Origin of the sequence: Pleomorphomonas sp. PLEO, assembly GCF_041320595.1 — a bacterium.
GTDB lineage: Bacteria > Pseudomonadota > Alphaproteobacteria > Rhizobiales > Pleomorphomonadaceae > Pleomorphomonas.
This window is the reverse complement of sequence record NZ_CP166625.1, coordinates 25,933-52,236: the sequence shown is the minus strand read 5'-3', so window position 1 is coordinate 52,236 and position 26,304 is coordinate 25,933. Positions and strand designations below refer to the sequence as shown.

Below are 26,304 nucleotides of genomic sequence, written 5' to 3'. Positions count from 1 at the left end.
TGCCGTCTGGGGACGGGCGGGAGCGGATATAATGTTCCCCGAATCAGGCTGTTCGCTCCATGGAGAGGGCTTGAACCAACGGCGGTGGCATCTGGAGCTTAAACTGGACGAAGACCTGACGATCGATGAGGACCGCCAGACACGGGCACTGGATGCCGCGACATCCTCTCGCCTGGACGCGGCGCGGCTTGCGCTCGCCGATGGGAACTGGGCGGAAGGTTTCGCCGATTTTGAGCGCCGCCCCTTGTTAGCACCATCCGACCGGCCGCGCTGGAACGGCGCGCGATCGCCAGCGGCTCGCGTCGTCGTGCTCGCCGAGGAGGACGAGTGCGACACGCTCGCCTTTGCCCGTTTCTTGCCGAAACTTGCCGCTCGCGTATTGTCGCTGACGCTGGCGGTTCCCGCTGAGCAACTGGAATGGCTTTCGCCCTTCGCCCCCGCTTTTGGCGGCGTGCCACTCGTCGGTGTTGCCTCGCTGCCGCCGCATGATCTCATCTTGCCGCTTGCCTCCGCGCCATGTGTGCTTGGCCTTTCGCCGGACGACGTGCCGCCGCCCATCTTGTTGCCGTTGCAACACAAAGGGATGGCTATTGGGCTCGCCTTGGGCGCGTCGCCATGGGGCAGGGGGACCGAGATGACAGCGGAGAGCGTCATACCGGTGCTTCGCCAAGCCTTTCCCGCCTTCCGCCTGGTGGCACTTGATCAGGCGGCGGCCAGGAAGCTCGGCGGCCAGGTGGTCGAGTTCAATCCCGCCACACTCGCCGGCCTCGACCTCGTTGTGGCAACCGATGGTCCGGTGGCCCATGCCGCTGGCGTTGCCGGTGCGCCATTGTGGCTGCTGCTCGACGATGCGCCGCATTGGATGTGGGGATGCCAAGGTCAGTTCAGTCGCTGGTATCCTGGCGCGCGCCTGTTTCGCGCTGAAGGAGCGGACTGGCTGGGTGTCGCTAATGCATTGACATCGGAGGCAAAGGCGCTCGCCACGCCGGGGTTATCCGTCGTCGCTGCCCTCAACCGGCTCGCCGCCGCCGCCGAGGGGGTCGATGGCGCCGCCGCCGCCCGTGCCGCTCTGCCATTTGCCGCGCGCCTGGTGGCGCTCGCCCCGGCGGTCCCGGAGGCTTGGGCGCGGCTTGCTGGGCTATTGTTCCGCGTTGGCGAGGTGGCCGATGCCAATCGAGTGCTTGACGCCGGGCTTTCCATCGGCTCGCGCCATGCTCCGCTGCTGCTCCTTGCCGCCCGCCGCGACCTCGAGCGGGGCAACCCCGCCTCGGCGCTCCAGCACGCCGAGCAGGCATCCAGCATTGATCCGTCCTCCATTGATGCGCTGATGGCACGCGCCGCCGCTCTCATCGAACTCGGTGACCAGCCCAGAGCGGAGTTTGCCCTCCGACAGGCGGTAAAGACGGCGCCCCACCGGACCGATCTGCTTGTGGCTTGGGGAGAGGCACTGAGGAAGCTTGGCGATACCCGCGCCGCTGCCCGCGCTTTCGAACGGGCTGTCATTGTTCAAGATGGCGCCGACGCCCGCCTCGGTCTCGGGCGTCTCGCGGCAACGGCCGGCGAGACTGGGCTTGCCCTGCATTTCCTTGGGTCTGCCGTGGCCCGCGACGGTAGTCACACCGAAGCGGCAATGGAATTTGCTCGCGCCCTCGCCACAGTCGGCCGCACCCGTGAGGCGATCGACGTCCTGCGTCGTCTCGTTGCTCGCCGCTCGTCCCCAGCCACCCGCGCCTTTCTCGGCGAACTGCTGTTGGCCTCTGGCGACTTTGCCACCGGCCTTGTCGAATTTGAGTGCCGGCATGGCGAAGCGCGGGCTCTTCCAGCCCTCGCCGACCTCGCCGGTCGAGATGTGATCCTTGCTGCCGAAGGCGACGCGGGGGTGCTGTTACGTTTCCTGCGCTTTGCTCCCATGCTCAAGGCGGCGGGCGCGACAACCGTTCGCGTCGATGGCGCGGACGAACTGGCGCCTTTGCTGGCCTACGCCGACGGGATCGACGGCATGGGCAAGGCGCAGGGTAGTGACTTCGCCCTCCGCGTGATGAGCCTGCCGGCTCTGTTTGGCCTCACCATGGATGGGTTGCCGGCGCCGCGCCGCTATCTCGCATCCGATCCGGTTGCCGTGACTAACGTGGCACGGACATTCGCCCATCTCGAAGGTTTCCGTGTCGGCTTGGCGCTCGACGGTCTGGCTACTTCGGTCGATATGGCGCTGCTCGCCGCGCTGCCCGGGGTCACCTTCGTCGCCCTCGACGCTGGGGCCACAGCGCGCCTGCCAAATGCATGGCCGCTTGCCATCGGTCAGTCGGAGCTCGACAAGATTGCCGCCGCCCTTCCGAATATTGACGCCGTAGTCGCGCTCGCGGGTAGCCCAATCGCCGTATTGGCCGGCGCCCTCGGTCGCCCCGCCTTTGTCATCGGCCCGGACCGCGATGATTGGCTCTGGCTGGAAAAAGACGGTCGAACGCCCTGGTTCCCGGCCACGCGCCTTTTTCGCCACCGTCCCGGGGAGGGAGAATCCGACCGACTTTCCCGCCTCGTCGTGGCACTTGCCGCCTTCGCGGCCGGCGACCGTGCCGTTCCTTTCCGTGCCGACCCAGCGCCGGCCATCGACGCTTCTTTAGAAGGCGATGAGTTCTTCCCGCGGCCGGTGGCGGCGCTCGCGCGCGCCGGTCTCGCCGCGCTCGCCAGCCGCGACGATCATCGCGCCGTCCTGCTGCTGGGCGACGCCATTGCCGCCGGGACCGCCGAGCCGGAACTGCGGGAGAAACTCGCCTCGGCCCTTCTGCGGATCGGCGAACGCGAGCGAGCTGGAAGCCTTCTTGCCGCGCTGGTGGCCGAGGCGCCGACCGCCGAGCGGCTCGTCGAACTCTCGGATGCCGAACGGCTCGATGGTCGCCTCGAAGAGGCGCTTGCCCATGCCGAGCGGGCAGTCGAACTCCGGCCCGACCTCGCTCGTGCCCATCGTACTGTTGGCAAGGCTCTGGTGGCGCTTGGTCGCACGGTTGAGGCTCTCGGTTGTTATGGTCGCGCCGTGGCGCTGGCGCCGACCGACCCCGAGCTCTTGATGGACGAAGCGGAGGCGCTGCTGATGGCCGGCGACTACCAGCGTGGCTTTGCTCGCTCGGAGATACGCTGGCAAGCTGCCGAACTATTGCCGCGACGTTTTTCAGCAGCTCGCTGGACTGGCGAGGATATTCGCGATCGAACGCTGCTCGTTCATGGCGAACGCGATCTTGGGCTGGACATCGCCTTTGCCCGCTTCCTGCCGCAGTTCATGGCGAATGGGCCTCGGCTCGTTCTTGAGGTGCGCCCGGCTCTTACCGATCTGTTCCGCCGGCTTGATCTTGGCGGTCAGGTCACGGTGGTCGAGCAGGGGCGGCGTCTGCCGCCCTACGATCTGGAGGTGCCGCTTCGAAGCCTGCCGCATGTGTTCGGCACCGAACGGACAAGCCTGCCGCCACCCGCCCTTTTCCGGCCAGATCCCTTGCGAATTGATGCTTGGCGGCAATTCTTCGGCGGCGACGGCCGGACTGCTATCGGCCTTTATTGGCGGAACGCCGCGGACGCCTCGCTTCTCGCCCCGCTTGCCGACCTCCAGGGCATCCGCCTGTTCGCCCTTGATCGCCGCGCTGGCCGGGCTTCGCTCGCCGTGCTGCCGAATGGACTCGTTGTCGAACCGCTGGGCGATCGGCTTGGCGGCTTCGTCGAAATGGCGGCGGCGATGGCGGCGCTCGATGCGGTGATTGCTCCCGTCTCGGCTACCGCCCATCTTGCCGCCACCCTTGGCCGGCCGACAGTCGTGATCGATCCATCCTCGGCCGACTGGCTTTGGGCGGGGGAGGGCGGTACGCTCTGGTATCCCGAAGCCCGCTTCGTGCAACGGGGTGGCGACCTCGTCGGTGTCCTGCGCGGTCTCCTTCCCGAAAGGCCGGCGTCGTGACAGAAACGGTCGTTGATCAACTGCTGGCCCGTGCCGCCGCTGCCGAAGCCACTCACAAATGGATCGAGGCGGTCGCCCTCTATGAGGTGGCTCTCGTGCGGGCGCCGGACCATGTGCCGGCCATGCTGGGGGCCGCCACCGCCGCCCGTGCCAATGGCGATCATGCGCGCGCCGTCATATTCCTGACGCGTGCCGATCGCACCGAGCCCGGCCGCGCCGATATCGCCGCCGCGCTTGGCGAGGCGCTTGCCGCGACCTCTCGCTTGCCGGAAGCCGCGGCTGCCTTCGAACGAGCCCGTGCCGCCAAACCGCTCGACGCGCGCCTCGCCGCCCGCCTCGGCGTGGCGCGCCTTGCCGCCGGCGATGCCGACGGCGCGGTTTCGGCTTTCGATGCGGCGTTGCGGCTTGACCCGGCCGAGCCGCATGCCCTGAGCGGCCTCGGTTCGGCCCTGGTCGCTGCCGGTCGCCCGCTGGCGGCGGTCGAGGCTTTCCGGCGGACAGGCGAATCTCGTCCGCATGCCGACCGAGCGGCGGCGCTCTTGTCGCTCGGTGACATGGCCGGCGGCTTTGCCGACCTTGATGGGGTGGCCACTTGTCCGCCCTGGGCGGCCCGGCTGCCGGTGTGGGATGGGGCTCCGCTTGATCGTCCGCTCCTCGTTTGGACCGGCCCCGATCCGCTTGACCTCATCACCTTCGCGTCCGTGTTGCCGCTTGCCCGGTCATTGGCCGCCTACCTCGTGCTGGTGGCGCCGAAGCCTTTCGTTCGCCTCGCTTCGTCGATCGAGGGCGTCGGCCACGTCGTTGCTGACAACGATGATGTCGGCGATTGGGTTAGGGCCGCTGGCGCCGCTGCGCCGCTCGTCGGCCTGCCACATCGCCTTGGGCTCACCGCCGGCAGCTTCGTCCCAACCGGCTCACTGCTCGCCGCCGAGCCAATGCTCGCGGACCGCTGGAGCGCGCGGCTGGACCTCGGCCGTGGCAAGCCGGCCATTGGCCTTGTCTGGGGCGGCGGTCTTCGGCTCGACGATCTCGCGCCGCTCGCCGGTATCGGTGACCTGCGCTTTGTCGCTCTCGAGCGGGTGCCATCGACCATGCTTGCCCGCTCGTCAACGCCGTCCGGCTGGGAGGTCGCCGATCCACCGGTCCGCATCGAGCATCCCGGCCCCGATTTCGAGGCCGGCGTCGACGCTCGGGTCGACTGCGCCGCTCTGATCAGCCGGATCGATGCCATTATCGCCATCGACGGTCTGTCGCTTCGCCTGGCTGGCGCGCTCGGACGGCCGGGCGTTGCACTGCTTCCCGCCGCGGCCAGTTGGGTCTGGCGGCTGGAGGGGGAAAAGACGCCTCGCTATCCGTCGCTGTCTTTGCTGAGACAGCAGCCGGAGAAGCCGCTTGCTGCTTTGCTCGCGGAGGTCATCCATCGCGTCCGCGACTTGGTTCGCCGCTGATGGCAAAGGAAAATCCCACCGCAAAGCCATGGCTTCTCGGAAGCATGTTGCCTCGAGTCGCGTAATCGGCGACAATAATGAAATGAAATTTTACAAATCGACCATTTCGGAGGGAATGGTATCTCTTGCCAATTGAAGCTGTCCTTTTAGGATTTCAGCCTGTCGGGAGGCCTTAGGGGCCAACAGCTGCCGAAGCTCCCGGATAGGCGCGATGAACATCATCGCTTAAGGCTGGAGACTGGACGCATGAGAGGCTCGAAACTTCTGGGACTGTTCGCCGCCGTGGTCGCGGCACCGCTCGTCCTCGCCGCTCCCGCCATGGCGGTGACGCTGACCAACGTTTCATACGATCCGACGCGCGAGTTCTACGAGGCCTACAATGCGGCCTTCGCGGCGCATTGGAAGGCCGAGACGGGCGAGGATATCGCCATTCGCGCCTCTCACGGCGGCTCGGGCAAACAGGCGCGCGCCGTCATCGATGGGCTGCCGGCCGATGTGGTGACGCTGGCGCTCGAAAGCGACATCAACGCCATCGTCGAGAAGACAGGCAAAATCCCGGCCGATTGGCGTGGCAAGCTGCCGCACAATTCCGCCCCGTACACTTCGACCATCGTCTTCCTGGTTCGCAAGGGGAACCCCAAGGGCATCCATGACTGGGGTGACCTCGTCAAGGACGGCATCGAAGTGATCACCCCCAACCCGAAGACCTCGGGAGGAGCGCGCTGGAACTACCTTGCCGCCTGGGCCTGGGCCGCTGGCCAGTATGGCGGTGACGAGGCGAAGATTCGCGATTACGTCGCGACCCTCTACAAGCATGTGCCGGTGCTCGACACTGGTGCGCGTGGATCGACCGTTACTTTTGCACAGCGCGAGTTGGGCGATGTGCTGCTCGCCTGGGAGAACGAGGCTTTCCTGGCGCTCGACGAATTCGGCGCCGACAAATTCGACATCGTGATACCCCCGCAGTCGATCCTGGCAGAGCCGCCGGTCGCCGTTGTCGAGGGCAACGCCAAGACCAACGGCACCGAGAAGGAGGCGCGCGCCTATCTCGAGTATCTCTACTCGGCCGAGGGGCAGACGCTCGCTGCCAAGTATCACTATCGCCCGTCCGAGCCGAACCTGGTCGATCCCGCGCTTCTGAAGTCGATCCCTCAGCTGAAGCTGGTCAGCATCGATGATCCGCTGTTCGGCGGCTGGGCCAAGGCGCAGCCCTATCATTTCGGCGATGGCGGCGTGTTTGACCAGATCTACAAGCCTGCACAATGACCGACATTGCCGGCCGTTCTCGCCGGTGCCGATGAGTGGAGGGATTGCCATGTGGATTGCAACGGCGCCGCCTGGATTTCTCTTTCCTTTGACAGAACGAGACCTTGCCGCCGGCGGACCGGGTACCCCCCGTCCGCCGGCTTCCTCCGAAAGCGAGGCCGATGACCCCGAACGTGCTCTTCGTCAAGCCGAGCGTCCTGCCGGGCTTTCGCCTGACCATCACCTTCACGATCCTGTATCTGTCGGTGATCGTGCTCCTTCCACTTGGCGCCCTGCTTTTCCGGGCTTCTTCGCTGGGGGCACATGAGATAATTGCCTTGGCGCTCGACGGCCGCACGCTGTCGGCGCTGAGGCTGTCTTTCGTGACCAGCTTCGCGGCGGCGGCCTTCAACGTGCCCTTCGGTCTGCTGATCGCATGGGTGCTGGTGCGCTACGACTTCCCAGGTCGCCGCTTCTTCGATGCCATCATCGATCTGCCCTTCGCCTTGCCGACGGCGGTGGCCGGTATCGCCTTGACCGCGCTTTATGCCCCGAAAGGCTGGATCGGCTCCATCGCGGCCATTGTCGGTCTCAAGATCGCCTTCACGCCATTCGGTATCTTTCTGGCGCTGGTCTTCGTCGGTCTGCCGTTCATCGTCCGCACGGTGCAACCGGTGCTCGCCGAGGTTGATCGCGAACTTGAAGAGGCCGCCGCGACGCTTGGCGCCGGTCGGCTCAGAACCATCGCCTCGGTGGTGCTGCCGGTGTTAAGTCCGGCCATTCTGACCGGTTTCGCGCTGGCCTTCGCCCGGGCGGTCGGTGAATATGGATCGGTGATCTTCATCGCCGGCAATATTCCCTATGTCTCGGAAATCGCGCCGCTGCTCATCATCATCAAGCTTGAAGAGTTCAACTATGCCGGCGCCACGGCCGTTGCCGCCATCATGCTGACGGTCAGTTTCGCAACCCTTCTCGTCATCAATTTGATCCAAGCCCGGGCGCGCGCGAGGTATGGTCATGTCTGACAGTTCCGTCGCGCTCGCCGCATCGCTTGAAGAAACGGCCGTCGCCGGATCGGTGGTTGCCAGTCCGCCGCGCCGCCGATTGCCGACCGAGGAGGCGCCGTGGGTCAGGCGCCTGCTGATCGCGCTGGCGGTGGGCTTTCTCGGCCTGTTCCTGCTGTTGCCGCTCATCACGGTTTTCATGGAGGCTTTCCGGAAAGGGACCGGTGCCTTTCTTCAGGCATTCGCCGATCCGGCCGCCTTCGACGCCATCATCCTGACGCTGGTGGTGGCCGTCATCGCCGTGCCGGCCAATCTCGTCTTTGGCGTTTCCGCTGCCTGGGCGATCGCCAAGTTCGATTTTCGCGGCAAGACCTTTTTGGTGACGCTGATCGACCTGCCCTTTTCTGTGTCGCCGGTGGTTGCCGGCCTCGTCTACGTGCTGCTCTATGCCAGCCACGGCCTCTTTGGCGGCCTGCTGCAGTCAGCCGGCATTCAGATCATTTTCGCCCTGCCGGGCATTGTCATGGCGACGATCTTTGTCACCTTTCCCTTCATCGCCCGCGAGCTGATCCCGCTGATGGAGGAACTGGGCAATACCGACGAAGAGGCGGCGCTGACGTTAGGCGCCTCCGGCTTCCGCATGTTCTGGACGGTGACGCTGCCCAACGTCAAATGGGCGCTGCTTTATGGCGTGCTGCTCTGTAACGCCCGCGCCATGGGTGAGTTCGGGGCAGTATCCGTGGTCTCTGGGCACATCCGCGGCTACACCAACACCATGCCGTTGCACATAGAGATCCTCTACAACGAGTATCAGTTCGTCGCCGCCTTCGCCGTTGCCTCGCTGCTCGCCGCCCTGGCGCTGGTGACGCTCGGCATCAAGTCCTGGCTGGAGCATCGCTATGCCAGCGATCTCGCCGCTGGTCACCGCCACTGACGGAGCCTCCGATGGAACTCGACATTCGCAACCTCACGAAGACCTTCGGCACGACGGCGGCTCTGCACGGCGTCGATCTCAAGGTCGCCTCCGGTGAACTTCTGGCGTTGCTCGGCCCGTCCGGCTCGGGAAAGACGACGCTGCTGCGTTGCGTCGCCGGGCTCGAGATTCCATCGGGCGGACAGGTCTTGTTCGGCGGTGAGGACGCTAGCTTCAAAAGCGTCCAGGAACGGCAGATCGGCTTCGTCTTCCAGCACTATGCGCTCTTCAAGCATCTCACCATCGCCGACAATATCTCCTATGGCTTGAGGGTGCGGCCACGCCGGACGCGGCCAACGGCGGCGGCCATCCGGGCCAAGGTCGAGGAACTGCTCGCGCTGATTCAGTTGCCAAATTACGGCGGCCGTTATCCGAGCCAGCTGTCCGGCGGCCAGCGCCAGCGGGTGGCGCTGGCCCGGGCGCTCGCGGTTGAGCCGCGCGTTCTCCTGCTCGATGAACCGTTCGGGGCCTTGGACGCCAAGGTCCGCAAGGAACTGCGCCTGTGGCTGAGGGAATTCCACGACCGTACCGGTCACACCACGCTGTTCGTGACCCATGACCAGGAAGAAGCGCTCGATCTCGCCGACCGCGTCGTCGTCATGAGCGCGGGCGGGATCGAGCAGGAAGGTACGCCCGAGGACGTCTATGACCGGCCGGCGACGCCCTTTGTCTTCGACTTCATCGGCGAATCGGTCCGCCTCGATATCCACATCACCAAAGGCCGTCCCTATGTCGGCCAGCAGGAAGTGACTATTCCCAAGCTGCCACCGCTTCTGTTCGACGGACCGGCCAAGCTCTACGTTCGGCCCGAGCATGTCGCCTTCCGCCGCGATGGCGACGGCCTCTGGGCAACGGTGGTATCGTTGCACCGCTCCGGCTCGTCGCGTCGTGTCGGTTTCCGCGCCGACGGGACCGACACGGTCATTGAAGCTCTGACCCCGGCCGATCGTGAGCCACCCCGCATCGGTGATCGCGCCGCGCTGGAGATCCGGGCGGCCGGCTTGTTCTCTGGTGCCGCCTGAGGATGTCGACGGCACGCTGGATGTGCGTTCGTCAGGTGCCACGTGGCTTGGCGCGGCGGGTCGGTTCGGCAGCAAGCGGATCGTCCGGCCAAGGGTGTTTCGGATAGCGCCCCCGAAGGTCCTTCGCCACGTCTTTCCACGAGCCACGCCAGAAGCCGGGCAGGTCCTTGGTCGTCTGAATCGGCCGGTGGGCCGGTGAGGTCAGCACCAGCGTCAGCGGCACTCGACCACCGGCAATCGCGGGGTGACGGTCGAGACCGAACAGTTCCTGTACCCGGATCTCGATGGCCGGCCCGCCGTCGGCGCCATAGTCGACGGGCACGCGGCTGCCGGTCGGCGCTTCGAAATGGCTGGGCATCAGCCGATCCATTTCCTGCCGAAGCCCGAAGGGAAGAAGCCGGTCGATGGCCGCGCCGAGCAGCGCTGCGTCGATCTCGTCGAGTCGCGTCAGACCGTCGACGAACGGCCCGAGCCAATCATTGAGCCTGTCGGCCAGGGCGGCATCTGTGAGATCCGGCCATGGCTCACCCACCGTTCGGTTGAGAAATCCAGCCCGCTCCCTGAGCCGCCGCTGCTCTTTCGACCAGCCGAGGCGGTCGACGCCGGTCCGGCTGACGCCAGCCAGGAGCGCGGCACTCGTCTCTGGGCCGGTCGGCGCGGCAATTGGCTCCTCGGCGAGTTTCACCGCTCCGAGCCGCCGGACGCGGCGGGCGCGGACAGCGCGTGCCGTGGAATCGAACAGGACGGAAGTTTCAGCGACTATCCGCTCGGCAAAAAGCGTCTCGACCTCGTCGCGGGAAATGGCGGCCGCGAGCCGGATACGCGCCCGCTCGGCTTTGCCCGAGAGATCGGCGACGACGATATAGTCTTCCTTCGCCAGTCGATCGTAGTCTTCGACCAAGCCACCACGGCCGCTCGCCAGGCGAAAGGCGCCGCGCTGACCGCGTGCCTCGGCGATCCGGTCGGGATAGGCGAGGGCAAGGATGGCGCCGGGTGACGGCGACGGCGCTTCGGCGATAGCGCTTCCTGCCGCCAGCTTGGCCCATCTTGCTGCCATCGCCCGCGCGTCGGTAGCCCGTTGACCGCGATCGGCGCGGAAACGCATCAGGCGGTCGGCGAGATCGGTGGACTCGCCGCCGAGTCCCTGTTCTGTCAGGATTACGGCAATGTCCGCGGCGAGCCGCGTCGCGCCGAAGTCCGCTGCGCGGTGGATCATATGGGCAAGGCGCGGCGGCAGCGGCAGGCGGGCGAGCGCCTTGCCCTCGGCGGTGATGCGTCCCGCGTCATCGATCGCCTCAAGCTCACGGAGCAATTCCACGGCTTCGTTCCACGCCGGCTTGGGAGGTGGATCGAGAAAGGCGAGAGTGGCCGTATCGCGAATGCCAACGGCCGCAAGGTCGAGCACGAGTTGGCTGAGGTCGGCTTCCAGGATCTCCGGTGTCGAATAAGGCTGAAGCGCCGCCGTCTGTCCTTCGCTCCAAAGGCGCCAGCAAACACCGGGCTCGGTGCGGCCGGCACGACCGCGCCTCTGATCGGCCGACGCGCGAGAGACGCGCACTGTTTCGAGCCGTGTCAGGCCGGTGTCCGGTTCGTATTTGGGTACGCGGGCAAGGCCGCCGTCGATGACGAGGCGCACGCCGTCGATGGTCAGCGACGTCTCGGCGATGGCCGTGGCAAGCACGACCTTGCGCTCCGGAGACCTGCAGGGTCGGATGGCGAAATCCTGTTCGCCACTCGTCAAAGCGCCGTAGAGCGGGGCGAGGCGAACGCCTGCTGGCAGACGTCCGTCGAGCCGCTCGGCGACACGGCGAATTTCCGCCTGCCCTGGCAGGAAGACCAGCGCGGACCCTTCTTCCTCGCGGAGTGCCTGGAGCGCCACCTCCGCCATCTGGTCCTCGAAGCGCGCGAGGGGATCGCGGTCGACGTGCCGCGTCTCTACCGGAAAGGCGCGGCCGGCACTTTCGATGACCGGCGCGCCGCCCAGAAGGCTCGCTACACGACCACCATCGAGCGTGGCGCTCATCACGACGATTCGCAGGTCCTCCCTCAGTGTCGCGCCGTCGAGGGCGAGCGCGAGACCAAGGTCGCCATCCAGCGAGCGTTCGTGGAACTCGTCGAAAAGGACTGCCGACACCCCATCGAGCAGTGGATCCTCGACCACCATCCGCGTGAACACGCCCTCGGTGATCACCTCGATCACCGTCTTCGCCGATACTTTCGAATCCATACGAACCCGGTAGCCGACCGTCTGCCCGACGTCTTCGTCGAGGCTGGCGGCCATGCGCGCCGCCGCGGCGCGAGCGGCGAGGCGGCGGGGCTCGACGACCAGCAACTTACGCCGCCGCCACGGAGCTCCGAGAAGGGCAAGGGGCACCCGCGTCGTCTTGCCGGCGCCTGGGGCGGCGACAAGAACGAGGCGCGGGTTGCCGTCGAGCGATGCTTGGATATCGTCAAGCACCGCGTCGATGGGAAGCGGCGACGACCAGCGCACTGGTATCGACGTCACCTGAGCGCCTGGAGCAAAGCCGAATCCGGCCAGCCGTCGACCGGCAGACCGGCTTTCTGTTGGAAGGCTCGCACCGCTTCGCGCGTCTGCTGGCCGAGCTTGCCATCCTTGGGGCCGGCGTCGAAGCCCTGAGCCGTGAGCGCGCCCTGAATGAAGGCGATGTCGGAGGCACCGAGCGCTTCAACATTGCCGTTGCCGGCACCGACCGGGGGCGCGCCGGCAAGTCTGGTTGCGAAATAGGCGGCGGTCGTCGAGTAGACCAGCGACTCGTTCCAGCCGAGATAGACGTCGAAGTTATGGTAGGCGAGGAAGGCCGGCCCGAAGCGGCCCATCGGCAGGTAGAGCGCTGCCAATCCGTCGGGAATGGAGCCGTTCGCAGCCCGAACACCCATTGCCTGCCATTCGCCGACCGGCTTCTTGATCGGCAGATCGGCCTGATCCCACGGCAAGCTGGAGGGAATGTTGACCTCGACAAGCCAAGGCTGCCCAGGCAGCCAACCGAGCGAATGGAGGTAGTTGGCTGTCGAACCCAGTACGTCCGGTGCGCTCTTGATGAGGTTGCGGCGGCCGTCGCCGTCGAAGTCGACGGCGTAGCGAAGGTAATTGGAGGGCAGGAACTGCGTCTGGCCAAGCTCGCCCGCCCAGGCGCCCTTCATTTCCGAGGGCGCAAGATCCCCGCGCGCCACGATCTGGAGGGCGTCTAGCAACTCGTTCTGGAACATGACGGGGCGGCGGCAGTCATAGGCCAAGGTCGCCAGCGACTGCAGGGTCGGGAAATCGCCGGTATTGGCGCCAAAGTCGCTCTCGAGTCCCCAAACCGCGACGATCACCTCGGCCGGCACTCCGAATTGCGCCTGGATACGAGCGAACAGGTCGGCATTGGTCTTGATCTTCTGAGCACCAACCGTCAGGCGATTCTTATTGACCATGCGGCCGGCAAACTCGGTGAAGGTCTGCGAGAAGACGCCCTGTCCCCGATCCTTCTTGATCACTGCCGGATCGAAGGCGATGCCGGCGAGGGCCGATTGCACCGTATCAGTGGGAAGACCGGCGTCGACCAGTGTCTTCGAATAGCCGGCGAGCCATGTGCCGAAGCCGTCGCCCTTGGCGCTGCAATCCGCAGCAAGGCCGGGGGTGGCGAGAACCGGCAGCCCGACAACCAACGCTGTTAGGACGGGAACCGAAAACCGCATGAAGACAACCTCCTGAAACATCTGAACACATCTGAAGCGAATCATAGCGACATTCGGCGAAGATCGACAGGGTTTCAGTCACGACCTTCTGTTGTGGCGTTACGGTTGCCACGTCCGCCCACCACCATCAGGCCGGCGATGACGATGACAGCGGCGCCAACCAGCATTGATGGCCGCGGTCGATCACCGAACACCAGCCATCCGAATAAAATGGCCCACAGCAGCAGCGAATACTGAATTGGCGCGACCACGGCAGCCGGCGCCAGCTTGACCGAGCGGGCTATGCAGAGGTGGGCGGTCATCGAGATGATGCCGAGAGCAGCCAGCATGACGAGGTCTACAAGGTTCGGCATGACCCAGTCGAAGGGCGCCAGGACGGCGCCGACCGCAAGCGCGCCGACAGTCTGCCAGAACACCAGCACCCGGTCGGGCGTGCCCCGAAGCTGGCGGCTTTGCACCACCATCATGGCGTAGCAAAGCGAGCCGGCAATGGAGATGAGCGAGGCGAGCGATAGGCTGCCCGCGCCCGGGCGCAGCACGAAGATGACCCCGGCAAACCCGATGGCGATGGCCAACCATTGGCGCTTGCTCACCTGCTCGCCGAGCAGCCACGGCGATACCGCGGCAACATAGATCGGCCCGGCGAGATAGAACGTCATGACGTCGGCGAGCGGCAGGAAGCGGATGGCCATATAGAAAAACACGATCTCGGCTGTGGCCAGCGCCACACGTGACACCTGTATTCCTGGCCGCTCGAGCCGAACGAGTTCCGGTGCGCCGCCTTTCAGAAGAAGCGGAGCGAGCACCAGGAGCGCGGCGAGCGATCGCACCAAGACGATTTGTCCGGCCGAAAAGGTTCCAGCCAACCACTTGCCCATGACGTCATTGACGGCGAACATGAAGTCGCCGAAGAACATCATGAAGATGCCGAGGCCGACGGTGGAACCGGCGGCGCGGTGGGCGAGAGACTTAGCGGACAAACGGAGCTCCAGCGGGATCGACGAAAGTCGCATCTCGATAGCCGATCCCGGCCATCTTGGCGAGGACGGCGGGACGGTTCTGGGGAGCCGACACTCATTTCCCGCTTGGTCCTAGGAGTGTTCCAAGGCTACCTTCATGCAGGCTCCCGCCGCTCTGGAGGCGAAATGCGCAAGCTCCATGTTCTTCTCTATACCCGCGCCTCCGGCGGCGGTGGCGCCGAGCGAGTCTGGGCTATCCTTGCTAGCGGTCTAGCGGCACGCGGCCACCATGTTACCTTCGCTTTCGACGAGAAAGTGGCCGACGACGGTGTCGATCCAGCCGTTTCCACAATCGAAGTCGGCAAAGGTCATATAGGCGCCGTGTTGCAGCTCGCCCGCCTGCTGCGCGGCCACTCCTTCGATGTGATCGCCGGGGCCGTTTCAGTCAACTGCGTCAAGCTGGCTCTCGCCAAAATCCTTGCCCTGTCACGGACACCGCTTGTCTTCTCCTATCATGGGTTCGAGGAATACAAGACCGGCCGCCTGTCGGCTGTCGGCTTCTATGCCTTGCCTTTGTTTGTGCCTCTGACCCGGCGGTTCGTCGGTGTGTCCGACGGTATTGTGCGGGCGCTCGTCGACCGCTGGCATGCGCCTGCGGCCAAGACGGAGCGCATCTATAATCCAGTGCCATTGATAGCCGCCGCGACAACCGAGGAGATTGCCGCTAGGCCGCCCCTAGTTGGTGCCGTTGGCCGCCTGTCGCGGGAAAAAGGCACAGACGTGCTGATCGATGCCTTCGCCCGCCTGACGACGCCCGAGGCCCGCCTCATTATTGGCGGCGACGGGCCGGAGCGGCAGCGGCTCGTCCAGCAGACGGTAGATCTCGGCATCAGCGATCGCGTGCGCTTCCTTGGGCGCGTTTCGTCGGCGGCTGAGGTCTACGGCCTTGCACGCGTCGCGGCTGTGCCGTCGCGCACCGAGGCCTTCGGCATGACAACCGTCGAAGCGCTCTCAGCTGGGCTTCGGGTGGTTGCCACCGACTGCGATGGGTCGCGGGAAATCCTAGCCGGACCATATGGCCAATTGGTTCCGGTCGAAGATGCCGCTGCGCTGGCAGCGGCACTTGACCGGGCATTGGCAATGCAACCAGATCCAGGGCCGGGCGTCGCCAGAGCCCAAGAGTTCTCGGCCGAGGCTGGTATCGATCAGTGGGAGCGGCTATTCGCCGGACTGGCGACGGCGGGTTGATGAGGTCGAGAGCGGCCGCAGCCAAGCGCGATGTGACGCTCAAACAGCTTCGGCATCTGCACTGCCACCGAATAGGGCGTCACCTTGGCGCGGATGGCTTCAGGATTGAGCCGACCGGCAGCGATGTCTGCGGCTAGCTGTACGAAGTGATCGGCCATCACCTCAGCGGCTATCTCACGGTCATCAGGTCGCTCGACGAGGAAGCCGGACACGCCCGCCTCGATCAGCGGATCATATTGCGACAGCCGGATGGCCCCCATCGGTCTGCCGCTCGAAAGGACTTCCAGCAGGTAACAGGGCATGCCCTCGAAAAAGGACGTGAGGATACCGGCGTGACAGTTACGCATGATGGCCGACACGCCATCGCCAGTCTGGAATCCGTGGCGGATGGTGAATGGCTCGATGGCCGCGAATTCCTTGTCGCGATGTGGGTCGGACGTACCGATGTAATGAAATTCAAACTTGCCGCCGAGCTTGGCATGAAGACGCCGTAGCGTCTCGAACATCAAGGGCGGATCCTTGAAGGCGTCGAGCCGGCCGGCGAACACAACGCGGAACACGTCGTCTGTCGGAAAGGGCGCAGCGGGAAAGCGCTCGGTGTCGACCGACACCGTCATGAATTCGGATTTGCGAGCGATCCTCGGCATCTCCCGCTCATAGCGGGCGATGATGTTGGGATTGACGCCCACGACGCGCGCGGCGAGGGTGAGGGCAATCTTTTCGTTGAGGCGATGAATCCACCAGTAGCGGCCGATGAGACTGTCCATCTTGTCGCCCTTGGTCTCCTCGTTGTGCACGAGTTGCACCACAGGGTTGCCGATCAGCCGGGCTGGAATTGCCTGCTCGAAGCGCTCGATCTCGGTTGAGGCGGAATCACCTGCCGAGAGACGGCGAATGGTGAACAGATAACGCATAATTCCGAGGGTGAAGTGCAGCGTTACCGACTGGCTGATTTTCTTGGCCGCGGCGCGCATGGTTTCGCCGGGAATATGAATCACGGGCAGGAAGTCTATCTGACGGCCGTCGAACTCAACCTTGACCGGCTTGCCAATCTCGAGATCGCCGCGCTCGTCGATGCCGACCAGCAGCACCGATACGGTATCGGGATAACGTGACAGCAGCAGTCGGATATGCGTCTCGATGCCGCCCACCTTGCCGCCGCGCGGATCGATGGAGTGAAGAACGGTGATGCGATGAACCATCGTCTGATCATTCCTCGCGGGTAGCATTGTCGGAAGCGGCGAGCCGGCGCCGTCTCGGCAGTCGACCAGCCAGTTGGCGGACGTTGTATCGCATGAGGTACATCGCCGACAGCACATAGCGTTTGGCGAGGCGACGTGGGTCGTGGATGAGCCGCCACAGCCACTCGAGGCCTGCTTCCCGAAGAAATTCTGGCGCGCGCTTCTGACTGCCGCCAATGAAATCGAGCGCGGCGCCGATACAAACAAAGGTAACACCGGGTGCCCAGCGCCTGGCAAATTCTGCGAAAACCTCCTGCTTGGGCGCGCCGAGCGCCACAAAACAGATGCGGGCACCACTTGACGCCACACGTTCAGCCGCGGCGCGGGCTTCAATGCCAAACGGACTGAAACCAAAGGGGGGGCTTTCGATACCAGCGACGATCAGGCGCGGAAACTCGCAACGCAATACGGCCTCGGTCGTGACGAGAGTCTCCGGGGTCGTGCCGAAGAAATGCACGGGAATCCGGGCCAGCGCGGCGGCTCCGCAGAGTGGCCGCACCAAGTCGGCGCCGGTAACGCGCACGAGATTGGCCCCCTGTCGCCGTGCCATGGCCACCACCGGTGCGCCGTCCGCCGATACATAGGTTGCTTGATCGTAGGCTGCCCGAAAAGCCGGATCGTGCTCCAGCTTGACGAGGTGGTCGAGGTTCAGCGTGAAAACGGTACCACCGCGGCCAGTCAGCGCGTCGAAAGTGACAAGGTGGACGAGGTCGGCCTGCTTGCCGATGTTGACGCGCGTTGCATCGATCACCGCGATCGGTTGAGGGGTATGAACGGCTTCAGTCGCATTGACTGCCTCGGTCGTAACCGACCGATCGTGGAACAGACCTGACATTGGCGACTCTCCGGCGCGTCAAGCGCCATCCCGACGCCGGAGGCGCGCGACGGACCATAAAGATCCCATCTCCGCCTCCCAGCGAATTGCAACGTCTGGGAAGAGCCGTGCCGATGGCATATCTCTCCCCTTCGCTGTCACCTTAGTCCGGCCGCGGTTCAGCCCCGATTTATCGGATCCTTCAAATTGTAATGAAATGCCGATTTGTTTTGGGTGGAAGGAAGCGATCGTTTCGATCCTCCGTCCTGGGGCGCACTGAGGGTTTACTGAATATTGCCGAGCACCGTGGCCTCAAAGATCAGCCTCGGCGGCCCGTCAGTCAGGTCGCGCCACCTGCCACACCAGCCTGTCGTCCAGCCAAGCGCGACCTTGGCGAGCTTTCGTCCGCTGGTTCGCTATCTGTCAGGTACAGACTGCGAATTGATGCTGCTGCCGGACTGGCGTTTCGCGAGGTTGGAGCCGGTACGCCGCCAAACTTCCGTGTTATGCGGCCTCGTTCAGGCTCGCTCGGCCAGGATGACGCGTTCGTGGCGTTCCTTCACCAGCACGAGCCCTGTGAAGGCGGGCAGGGCACCGAGGAGATCACGCACCATCGCCGCCGCTTCGTCGTCGTCTTCAACGATGGCATCGGCGACGATCAGTACGGCGTCGACGCGATGGAGGAGAGCCTCCAGCAGGTCAGGTGAGTGTCGGTGTCCGAAATGCAGGATGACGCGGCCGAAGTCGTGCGAAAGTTTGCCGACAAAGTCGGCGACACGATCGACATTGGTGGCAATTTGGGCCGCGGCTTCCGGCCCGCCGACTCCGATGAGCGTGATGTCGGCCCCGCCTTCGCAGATGGCGACGCTCGCCGCATCGGCAGTACCCGCGATCACATCGATCGCCCCGGGCATCGTTTCGTCGACGTAAGCGCGATGGAGCGGCAGATCATCCCAGGAGGCATCGACGAGGAGAACGCCATCCTTGGTCGGCACGTGCGCGAGGCCGAAGGCGACAGCCGCCGTCGCCGGACCGTCGTTGGCACCCAGCACCAGGATCAGTTGCGACGCGCCTGTCGCCGTCGAGATCTTGCCGACGAGTTCCCGGAAGGTCTCGGCAGCGGTCGGCAAGGGCGATCCATCGTGATCGGTGATCGAGCTGGTCAGAATCGTGCGCGCGGTCCTGGAGGCTGACCGTCCACGCCAGTCGCGGGCGACGGCACGAGTGTCAACCGACAGCTCGGCGAGAACCGATGGCGCTGCCGGCACGGCGTCGACAATCTCGGCCTGGTCTATCCCGTCTTGGACCGCGCCCAGCGGCGGTGTTTCATGGGAATCATCTTCCTCGATTGTCGTCTCCGCGACGTCGAAGACCGGTTCCAGCGGAGTATCCTCGGCGGCGGCCGGCTCCTCCTCATCAATGAAATCGGCGGAACTCGTCTCTTCAAGCCACTGGTATTCCGGCAGGTAGCGACGGCCGCGATAAACGGCGATGGTAAGCGCCAGTCCAAGGCCGGCGATGCCGGCAAGAGCCAGGATGATGGTTCGACGCGGGGCGTAGGGAGAAAGGGGGATATTGGCCGGGGCAATGACGCGCGCATCCGACACTTGCGTGTTGGCTTGCAGCGTAATTTCAGCGGTGCGCGCGACATAGTTCTTATACATGTCGGCGCGAAGCGACGCCTCGTTCTCAAGTTCGCGCAGCTCGATGGTCCGCTCGCCGGTATCGGTGACCACTGCGCTAGCATCGTCAAGCGCTTTGCGGGCCGAAGCCTCCGCGGCAGCCGCCACTTGGTATTCGGTGTCGGCGCTCGACGATAGCGTCTTGAGCTCGCCGTCGATCTGGGCGTCGGCGCGTTCAAGATCGCCGCGGGCTGCCAGCATACGCGGGTGGCTGGGGCCGAGATCCTGAGCGAGTTCGCCGACCGTACGAGCGGCGAGCGCCCGCTCTATCTTGAGGCGGCTCAGAACCGTGGAGTCGATGCCGCTGAGCGCAGTGTCCAGACCACCGGCGCGGGCGGCGGCGATTTTGTCTCGGCGCGCTTTGGCATCCTGTGTGCGCAGGCGGGCGGCGACATAGCCGTCGTTGAGCTGGCGCAGCGTGTCCTCGTCCACCGAACGGCCGTTGGCGGTCAGGAGGCCATGCTCGCGCCGGTAGGTTTCAAGGGTCTCCTGAGCGGCGCGTGCCTTGGCTCGGAGGTCCTCAAGCTGGTGGTTGATGAGACTGCTGGCCTCGCGGACCGCGGCCTCTTTCACCTCGACCTGGTTGGCAACGAAGGACTCGGCGAGTTCCTGAGCGATACGGGCCGAGCGATCGGCCGAGCCGCTTCGAACCGATATGTCGAGCACATAGGTCTGGTCGGCGCGCGCCACTGAGATGGCCCTGACGAGCGCCCTCAGCGTCTCGTCGCGGGTCCCGCCGAATTCCGGGTCGCGCTCGAGGCCGAGTGTGTCGATGACCGTCGACAGAATGGCAGCGGAGGTGACGATGTTGGCCTGCGTGTCGATCCAGACGGCGTCTACGTTCTGCATTGGTTGGGAGAGGCCAGGACCGGCCACCTGTTTGTCACGCGGGTCGAGCAATACCCGCGCCGTCGATTCCCACACCCTTGGGGCGAGCATGGCGTACGTGAAACCTACGCCGACGAACAGCCCGGTGATCGCTAAAATCAGCAGCCATTGACGGAAGATAATGGATAAGAGCAGGCCGATATCGACCTCGCCCGGACGACGCGTTTCGTCACCGGTCGGTCTCGCCATATCCCTATTCCGGTATTCGGGGAGACTGTTCAACTTGCTTTCCGCCCGCGTTTTCAGCTTGTTAACCATAAGCTGGCGCGCTTAAGGAAACGTGAACGCTGTCGGCCGAAATAGAAGGGTCCGCCCTCTCTGCGAAGACCGTCGGTTAACCATGCGGACACGACGATTCCTTCAGGATGAATGGGATTTGCATTGGGGTCGACATCGGCATGGCGGCGCGGGCGTTTCAGCTTCCTGTTTCCTACCGCTCGGTAGCCAACGGCGTCGTCATCGACGTCCGGCCTTTTGCCGTTGGTCTGACGTTTCTCTCCGTTCTCGCTCTCTTTCTGCTGTCGGGTCAGACGCTCAATCTGATCGGTATTCCCTACGACGCGACCGGCGGCAGCCCGCTCCTCAAGATCCACCCGGCGACCTATCTGGCGATGCTGGCACTCGCGGCCTGGATCGTGACCGACGGAGGTCTCAGTGGCTTCCTGAACCGAGTTTGGCGTCAAAGTCCTGGCCTGCTCGTCCTCTTTCTTGCGACCGGCTTCCTTACCTTCCAGGTCCTCTTCGTACAGAAGACGCCGATCTCCCAGGTAACCGACAATTTTGTGCTAACCGCTTGCCTGTTTGCCGCTCTTATCCGCCTCGGGCCTGGCGAGATGAGGCTCTTTGCGCTTGTCGTGCAGGCCATTCTCGTTATCAACAGCTTGCTCGGCTATGCCGAGGTGCTCGGTGGATTCCGTCTGACGCCGCTTTATGTCAATGGAGCAGTGCTCGATTGGGACTGGCGGGCGACAGCGCTGCTCGGCCATCCGCTGATGAATGCCATGACAACGGCGGTTTGCCTGGTGTCATTGGCCCTCGGCGCTGGTCCCTTTGGGCGGGGACCACGTTTGGCGCTCGTGATGTTTCACTTCGGCGCTCTGTTCTTTTTCGGAGGCCGCACCGCCATCGTACTGTCGGCCGCCGCGCTGATCGCCATAGCGGCTTTTTTGGGTGCTCACCTGGTACTTGGACGCCGCTTTCCGTTGATCGCTTCGGCGGCTGCCATTCTGGCGGCCACTTTACTGATGATCGGCGTCATTCTCGTTGTTGATGGCGGGCTGATCGATCGTATTATCGGTCGTTTTCTGGATGACGAGGGCAGCGCCATGGCGCGTGTCGCCATGCTGTCCATTTTCCGCGACATGTCTTGGCAGGAGATCGTGTTTGGGCCGAATGTCGCCGCCGTGAAGGCGATGCTGCCGAAGATTGGAACGCCGCTCGCCATCGAGAGCGCTTACATTGGCTTCGTTGCCTATTATGGCGGCTTCGTCACGCTGTTCTTCCTGATGGGGCTCGCCGCCTTCTTTGCCGAGTTCGTTCGCCGCTTCGGTTCTCCCGTCCTCATACCACTCGGCATGTATTTCCTGATTTCGACGGCCGTTTCCTCCTTTTCCACCAAGTCTTTGGAGCTGGCTCTTCTGACCACTCTCATCATCACGGCCTTCGCTTGCCGTCGGCAACACGTCGAAAGGCCTCGGCCATGCTGATCCGCCAGACCATCCTCTACCTACCGGCGCAGTTCCTGTCGCCAGTGGCGCAGTTCCTATCGATGATGATCTGGACCTGGTGGCTGTCGCCTACCGAGATGTCCACCTTCGTCCTCGTCACTTCGACGCAGGAGCTCGCCTATATGCTGAGCCGCTCCTGGTTCTCCTTCTACACGCTGCGTTTCCTGCCCCCGGCCGAGGATGCCGCCGGACGCCATCGTTATCTCGAAACCGAAACGACGCTGATCGGACTTCTGACGCTTCCCGAACTTGCCGCAGCGGCCCTCTCGATACATTTCTTCGACGGGCGCGGCGATCCGCTCACCGTCTTCATGATCATCGCCGCCTATTATGTGACGCGTGGTCTCAATAACCATTTTGGCGAGCGTGCACGGGCACAGGACAAGATCCTCGCCTACACGCTCCTTCTGACGTCAGGCCCAGTCGGAGGGCTAGTTGCCGGTGTTCTCACCACCCGGCTCTTCGGTGCCTCGGCCGGCGACCTGCTGCTCGCCTATGCGGCGATGCAGGCTGTCGGCACCGCCATTGCTCTTCCGATGATCGGGGCCAGTTTTCGAACGGCTCGCCTCGACATCGCCATTCTGAAGGACGCCATCCTGAACGGCGGCCCAATGCTGGCCATTAACGGTATTGGCTGGTTCGGGGAGAACGGCATTCGTTACGTGGTCGATCACATTGGTGGCTCGGCGGCCTTCGGTTTGATGGCGGTTGGCTGGGGACTTGGCCGCCGGTCGGCCTCCGTTGCCTCAATGTTGGTTGCCGTCGCCGCCTTCCCGATTGCCGCGCGGCTCATCAACGCCGGCGATCGCGAGACGGCGCTCGATCAACTCAAGACCAATGCCGCTCTGCTCACCGCCGTTTTGCTGCCGTCAGTGGTCGGACTCTGGCTCGTGACGGATATCCTCGTCGATCTCGCGGTGGCCGAAACCTATCGCGACGTGACGCGGTCCATTCTTGGCCTCGCCGCTTTCGGCGGCATGGTTCGCGCTTATCATGCCCATGCTACCGGGCAGATGCTGACGCTAGACCGCCGCTACGGTTTGCTCGTTGTCATCGGTTTGTTTGAAATCGTCGCCACCACCGGTCTTGCCACCGTCGGATTTTACATGAACTACTTGGTGGGTGTCGTTTTGGGCGCGCTCATCGCTTCCAGTCTGACGCTGGCGCTCTCTGCCACCATCGCCATCCGGCTTTGCGGCTTCCGATTTCCAGTTGCCGACACCGCCCGGATCGCGGTTGCGACGCTCGTCATGGGGCTTGCCGTTCACGCGGTTAACTGGCCGCATACCGCCCTTGGTCTTGTGGGTGCCATGCTGATTGGCGGCCTTTCCTATGTCGCGGCGCTCGCAGCCGTCTATTATAGGCACCTGCCGCCGCTGGTCGGCCTCATCACTGGAAAATTCGCGGGGACGCGACCATGACTTTCATTTCACAGGAATTTCTCGACGACCTCTTGGCGCAAGAGGAGCGCTTGCAGTTTCCGGCATTCGATAACGACACCGCCATCGCGCTCGGTCTTCATCTTCTGGAGCTCGGCCGTGCCCGCAGCCTGCCCATCACCGTCGACGTGACCCGCGCCGGACAGCAACTGTTCCACGCAGCGCTTCCTGGCACCAGCGCCGACAACGATGAATGGGTGATCCGCAAGAATGCCGTCGTCATGCGCTTCGGCCATTCCTCCTATTATATGGGACGACGGGCTGCGTTGAAGGATGTGCCGTTCCACGAGGCCATGTTGGTCGATCCACGCGAATACGCCGCCCACGGCGGCGCTTTCCCGATCCAGGTGATCGGCACCGGTCTCGTCGGCACCGTCACCGTCTCGGGGCTGCCGCAGCACGAGGACCATGCCCTTGCCGTCGAGGCAATCGAGAGCTTCCTCGCCAAACAGGGCTGAGGTTATTCCTCACGATGACACCAATCGCATCGCAGGCGCGCCAAGCGGCTGGGGTGCCATTGGCATTGGGTGACGCGAAAACAAGGCGGCCGAGGGTCGCCGGCAGGAGATACAAGGCAATCCTTTTCAAGCGATTGCGTGGGCGGCGGGGCTCGACTTTGCCACCCGTCTGCGTACATAACGGGCGTGACCTTTTTCCGGGCGCGCCGTCGCGCGCGCGAGGCCATGGAGCCTCGAGCGGGAGTGCCGATCTGTGGAAATCAAGTGGCTCGAGGATTTCGTGAGCCTCGCCAACACGCGTAGTTTTTCGCGCTCGGCTGTGGAGCGCCGCGTCACGCAATCCGCCTTCAGTCGCCGTATCCAGCAGCTTGAGCAATGGCTCGGGGTGCCGTTGGTCGATCGGTCCACTTATCCGACGACGCTGACAGCCGAAGGACGCCGTTTCCGCGAGACCGCCGAGGAAGTTTTGCGCCTGATTCTGATCGAGCGCGCCGAACTGCGCTCCGGTCGGGCGCAAGGCCAGGGTATCCTGACCTTTTCGACGCTGCATTCGCTGTCGATCTCTTTCTTTCCTTGGTGGCTGAAGGATGTTGAGACCGGCTTCGGACCGATCCACGCCCGGCTGATCACTGAAAATTTTCACGACAGCATTCGCATGTTCGCCGAAGGCGACTGTGACTTCCTGCTCACCTACGAGCATCCGCGCGTGCCGGTACTGCTGGATCCCGAGCGCTTTCCCTCGCTCGACCTCGGCAGTGACCGGGTCATGCCGGTGTCGGCACCCGATGAGGCGGGGATGCCTCTGTTCGCGTTACCGGGCGGCTCTGACAAGCCCGTCCCCTACCTTGCCTACGCGCCGGAGACTTTCCTTGGCCGGCTGGTCTCCGTGTTGCTTGCCGAACGCGGCGAGGTGCTTAACCTCGCCAAGATTTACGAGAACCCGATGGCCGAGGCGATCAAGACCATGGCACTCACGGGCCGCGGCATGGCTTGGCTGCCCGCCAATACCATCCGTGCGGAGATCGAGACTGGCAAGCTTCTGGTCGTCGACCCTGAGGCGGTGATCGACATGCGCATCCGCATCTATCGCAATATGGACAAGGTGCGCGCCCGCGTCGAGCGGTTGTGGACCTATCTCAAGGATCACACCGACGCGGCCCCCACGGCCTGAGCTTCCGCCTGAACCCTACACGACCGAGGTTGCCCATGCTCGACCTGCTCATTGAGAATGCCAATCTCGCCGATGGCCGCACCGGCGTCGACATTGCCGTCAATGACGGCCGCATCGTCGATATCCGGCCGGCCATCGGTGGCCCTGCCCATACGACCATCGACGCGACCGGACGGCTGGTAACAGCGCCCTTCGTCGACCCGCATTTCCACATGGACGCAACGCTATCGCTCGGTCTGCCACGCATGAACCGATCTGGCACGCTTTTGGAAGGTATAGCCCTCTGGGGCGAATTGAAGCCGCTTCTCACCCAGGAAGCGGTGGTCGAGCGGGCGCTTCGCTATTGCGACCTCGCGGTCAGCCAGGGGCTTCTGGCCATTCGCAGTCACGTTGACGTCTGCGACGATCGTCTGCTGGCCGTCGAGGCCCTCTTGGAAGTGAAGAGGCGTGTCGCCTCCTACATCGACCTGCAGCTCGTCGCCTTCCCGCAGGACGGCTTCTATCGGTCACCGACCGCCGAACGCAATCTTCTCAAGGCGCTCGACATGGGTGTCGATGTCGTCGGCGGCATTCCGCATTTCGAGCGGACCATGACGGACGGAGCCGCCTCGGTGCGCCGCCTCTGCGAGATCGCCGCCGAGCGCGGCCTGATGGTCGATCTGCATTGTGACGAGAGCGACGATCCGCTGTCTCGCCATATCGAGACGCTGGCCGCCGAGACGATCCGAACCGGATTGCAGGGCAGGGTGGTCGGCAGCCACCTCACCTCGATGCATTCCATGGATAATTACTACGTTTCCAAGCTGATTCCGCTGATGCGGGAAGCTGGTGTGCACGCCGTCGCCAATCCACTGATCAATATCACGCTGCAGGGACGCCACGACACTTATCCCAAGCGGCGTGGCATGACGCGCGTTCCGGAGCTCCTCAAGGCCGGCGTCAATGTCGCCTTCGGCCACGACTGCGTGATGGATCCTTGGTATTCCATGGGGTCAGGCGACATGCTGGAAGTGGCGTCGATGGCCGTCCACGTCGGTCAGATGACGGCGCTCGATGCTATCGATACCGCCTTCCACTGTGTCACCGACCGGGCTGCGAAGGCCATCGGTCTTGCAGACTACGGCCTTGAAGTGGGCAAGGCGGCGAGCTTCGTGGTGCTGCAAGCCCGCGACACGGTGGAGGCGATCCGCTTGAAGCCGACGCGCCTCGCCGTGGTCCGGAATGGCAAGGTGGTATCGCAGACGGCACCGCGCCTTGCTCGACTGGACTTGCCGGGCCGCCCCGGAACCGTCGATCCGGCAGCTTACGCACCGCCGCGCGGCGAGTGAATGATCGGCCCCTCCATG

At 64.2% G+C, this 26,304-nt stretch carries 18 protein-coding genes; 12 read left to right on the top strand and 6 right to left on the bottom strand.

The window, feature by feature from the left end:
* Window positions 1-70 precede the first annotated feature (70 nt).
* The 6 genes from AB6N07_RS00205 (at window position 71) to AB6N07_RS00180 (ending at window position 9,632) form a co-directional block, all read left to right on the top strand.
* Complete coding sequence (locus tag AB6N07_RS00205; protein WP_370675830.1) at window positions 71-3,940, top strand: tetratricopeptide repeat protein; 3,870 nt, start codon at window positions 71-73, stop codon at window positions 3,938-3,940.
* Window positions 3,937-5,388 (top strand): tetratricopeptide repeat protein, encoded by a 1,452-nt coding sequence (locus AB6N07_RS00200; RefSeq protein WP_370675829.1) that lies wholly within the window; start codon window positions 3,937-3,939, stop codon window positions 5,386-5,388. Before AB6N07_RS00205 ends, AB6N07_RS00200 begins: the two co-directional genes overlap by 4 nt.
* 246 nt (window positions 5,389-5,634) lie before the next feature.
* Window positions 5,635-6,654 carry a sulfate ABC transporter substrate-binding protein gene (locus tag AB6N07_RS00195; RefSeq protein ID WP_370675828.1) on the top strand — a complete coding sequence of 340 codons (1,020 nt, stop codon included), beginning with the start codon at window positions 5,635-5,637 and terminating at the stop codon, window positions 6,652-6,654.
* A 161-nt stretch (window positions 6,655-6,815) separates the two neighbouring features.
* Complete coding sequence (gene cysT / locus AB6N07_RS00190) at window positions 6,816-7,658, top strand: sulfate ABC transporter permease subunit CysT (RefSeq protein WP_370675827.1); 843 nt, start codon at window positions 6,816-6,818, stop codon at window positions 7,656-7,658.
* Entirely contained in the window at window positions 7,651-8,571 is a 921-nt protein-coding gene (gene cysW / locus AB6N07_RS00185; RefSeq protein ID WP_370675826.1) for a sulfate ABC transporter permease subunit CysW, read from the top strand. The genes cysT and cysW overlap by 8 nt, the downstream gene beginning before the upstream one ends.
* 11 nt (window positions 8,572-8,582) lie before the next feature.
* Complete coding sequence (locus AB6N07_RS00180; RefSeq protein ID WP_370675825.1) at window positions 8,583-9,632, top strand: sulfate/molybdate ABC transporter ATP-binding protein; 1,050 nt, start codon at window positions 8,583-8,585, stop codon at window positions 9,630-9,632.
* 31 nt (window positions 9,633-9,663) lie between these two features.
* Here the strand turns inward: AB6N07_RS00180 and hrpB are convergent, their stop codons facing one another.
* The 3 genes from hrpB to AB6N07_RS00165 form a co-directional block, all read right to left on the bottom strand.
* Window positions 9,664-12,138, bottom strand: a complete 2,475-nt coding sequence (hrpB, locus tag AB6N07_RS00175) for an ATP-dependent helicase HrpB (RefSeq protein ID WP_370675824.1) — start codon at window positions 12,136-12,138, stop codon at window positions 9,664-9,666.
* Window positions 12,135-13,331, bottom strand: a complete 1,197-nt coding sequence (locus AB6N07_RS00170; RefSeq protein WP_370675823.1) for a lytic murein transglycosylase — start codon at window positions 13,329-13,331, stop codon at window positions 12,135-12,137. The genes hrpB and AB6N07_RS00170 overlap by 4 nt, the downstream gene beginning before the upstream one ends.
* A 74-nt stretch (window positions 13,332-13,405) precedes the next feature.
* The gene (locus AB6N07_RS00165) at window positions 13,406-14,311 is read right to left on the bottom strand and encodes a DMT family transporter (RefSeq protein WP_370675822.1); all 906 of its coding nucleotides are present in this window, start codon (window positions 14,309-14,311) and stop codon (window positions 13,406-13,408) included.
* A 165-nt stretch (window positions 14,312-14,476) separates the two neighbouring features.
* Here AB6N07_RS00165 and AB6N07_RS00160 point away from each other — a divergent pair, with 165 nt between their 5' ends.
* The gene (locus AB6N07_RS00160) at window positions 14,477-15,538 is read left to right on the top strand and encodes a glycosyltransferase (protein WP_370675821.1); all 1,062 of its coding nucleotides are present in this window, start codon (window positions 14,477-14,479) and stop codon (window positions 15,536-15,538) included.
* Here the strand turns inward: AB6N07_RS00160 and AB6N07_RS00155 are convergent.
* The 3 genes from AB6N07_RS00155 to AB6N07_RS00145 all read right to left on the bottom strand — a co-directional run bounded on the left by AB6N07_RS00155 (window position 15,496) and on the right by AB6N07_RS00145 (window position 20,352).
* Window positions 15,496-16,740: a glycosyltransferase gene (locus AB6N07_RS00155; protein WP_370675820.1), complete on the bottom strand. Its 1,245-nt coding sequence runs from the start codon at window positions 16,738-16,740 to the stop codon at window positions 15,496-15,498. The genes AB6N07_RS00160 and AB6N07_RS00155 overlap by 43 nt on opposite strands.
* A gap of 7 nt (window positions 16,741-16,747) precedes the next feature.
* Complete coding sequence (locus AB6N07_RS00150) at window positions 16,748-17,614, bottom strand: WecB/TagA/CpsF family glycosyltransferase (protein ID WP_370675819.1); 867 nt, start codon at window positions 17,612-17,614, stop codon at window positions 16,748-16,750.
* A gap of 497 nt (window positions 17,615-18,111) precedes the next feature.
* Window positions 18,112-20,352, bottom strand: coding sequence for a GumC family protein (locus AB6N07_RS00145; protein WP_370675818.1), 2,241 nt, complete (start codon window positions 20,350-20,352; stop codon window positions 18,112-18,114).
* A gap of 176 nt (window positions 20,353-20,528) precedes the next feature.
* Between AB6N07_RS00145 and AB6N07_RS00140 the strand changes: the two genes are divergently transcribed.
* The 5 genes from AB6N07_RS00140 to AB6N07_RS00120 all read left to right on the top strand — a co-directional run bounded on the left by AB6N07_RS00140 (window position 20,529) and on the right by AB6N07_RS00120 (window position 26,286).
* Window positions 20,529-21,869, top strand: a complete 1,341-nt coding sequence (locus AB6N07_RS00140; RefSeq protein WP_370675817.1) for a VpsF family polysaccharide biosynthesis protein — start codon at window positions 20,529-20,531, stop codon at window positions 21,867-21,869.
* On the top strand, window positions 21,863-23,311 hold the full coding sequence (locus tag AB6N07_RS00135; protein ID WP_370675816.1) for a lipopolysaccharide biosynthesis protein: 1,449 nt from the start codon (window positions 21,863-21,865) through the stop codon (window positions 23,309-23,311). The genes AB6N07_RS00140 and AB6N07_RS00135 overlap by 7 nt, the downstream gene beginning before the upstream one ends.
* Window positions 23,308-23,787: a heme-degrading domain-containing protein gene (locus tag AB6N07_RS00130; RefSeq protein WP_370675815.1), complete on the top strand. Its 480-nt coding sequence runs from the start codon at window positions 23,308-23,310 to the stop codon at window positions 23,785-23,787. The genes AB6N07_RS00135 and AB6N07_RS00130 overlap by 4 nt, the downstream gene beginning before the upstream one ends.
* A gap of 253 nt (window positions 23,788-24,040) precedes the next feature.
* Entirely contained in the window at window positions 24,041-24,958 is a 918-nt protein-coding gene (locus tag AB6N07_RS00125; protein WP_370675814.1) for a LysR family transcriptional regulator, read from the top strand.
* Between the two features lie 35 nt (window positions 24,959-24,993).
* Window positions 24,994-26,286 (top strand): amidohydrolase family protein, encoded by a 1,293-nt coding sequence (locus AB6N07_RS00120; protein ID WP_370675813.1) that lies wholly within the window; start codon window positions 24,994-24,996, stop codon window positions 26,284-26,286.
* Window positions 26,287-26,304 lie beyond the last annotated feature (18 nt).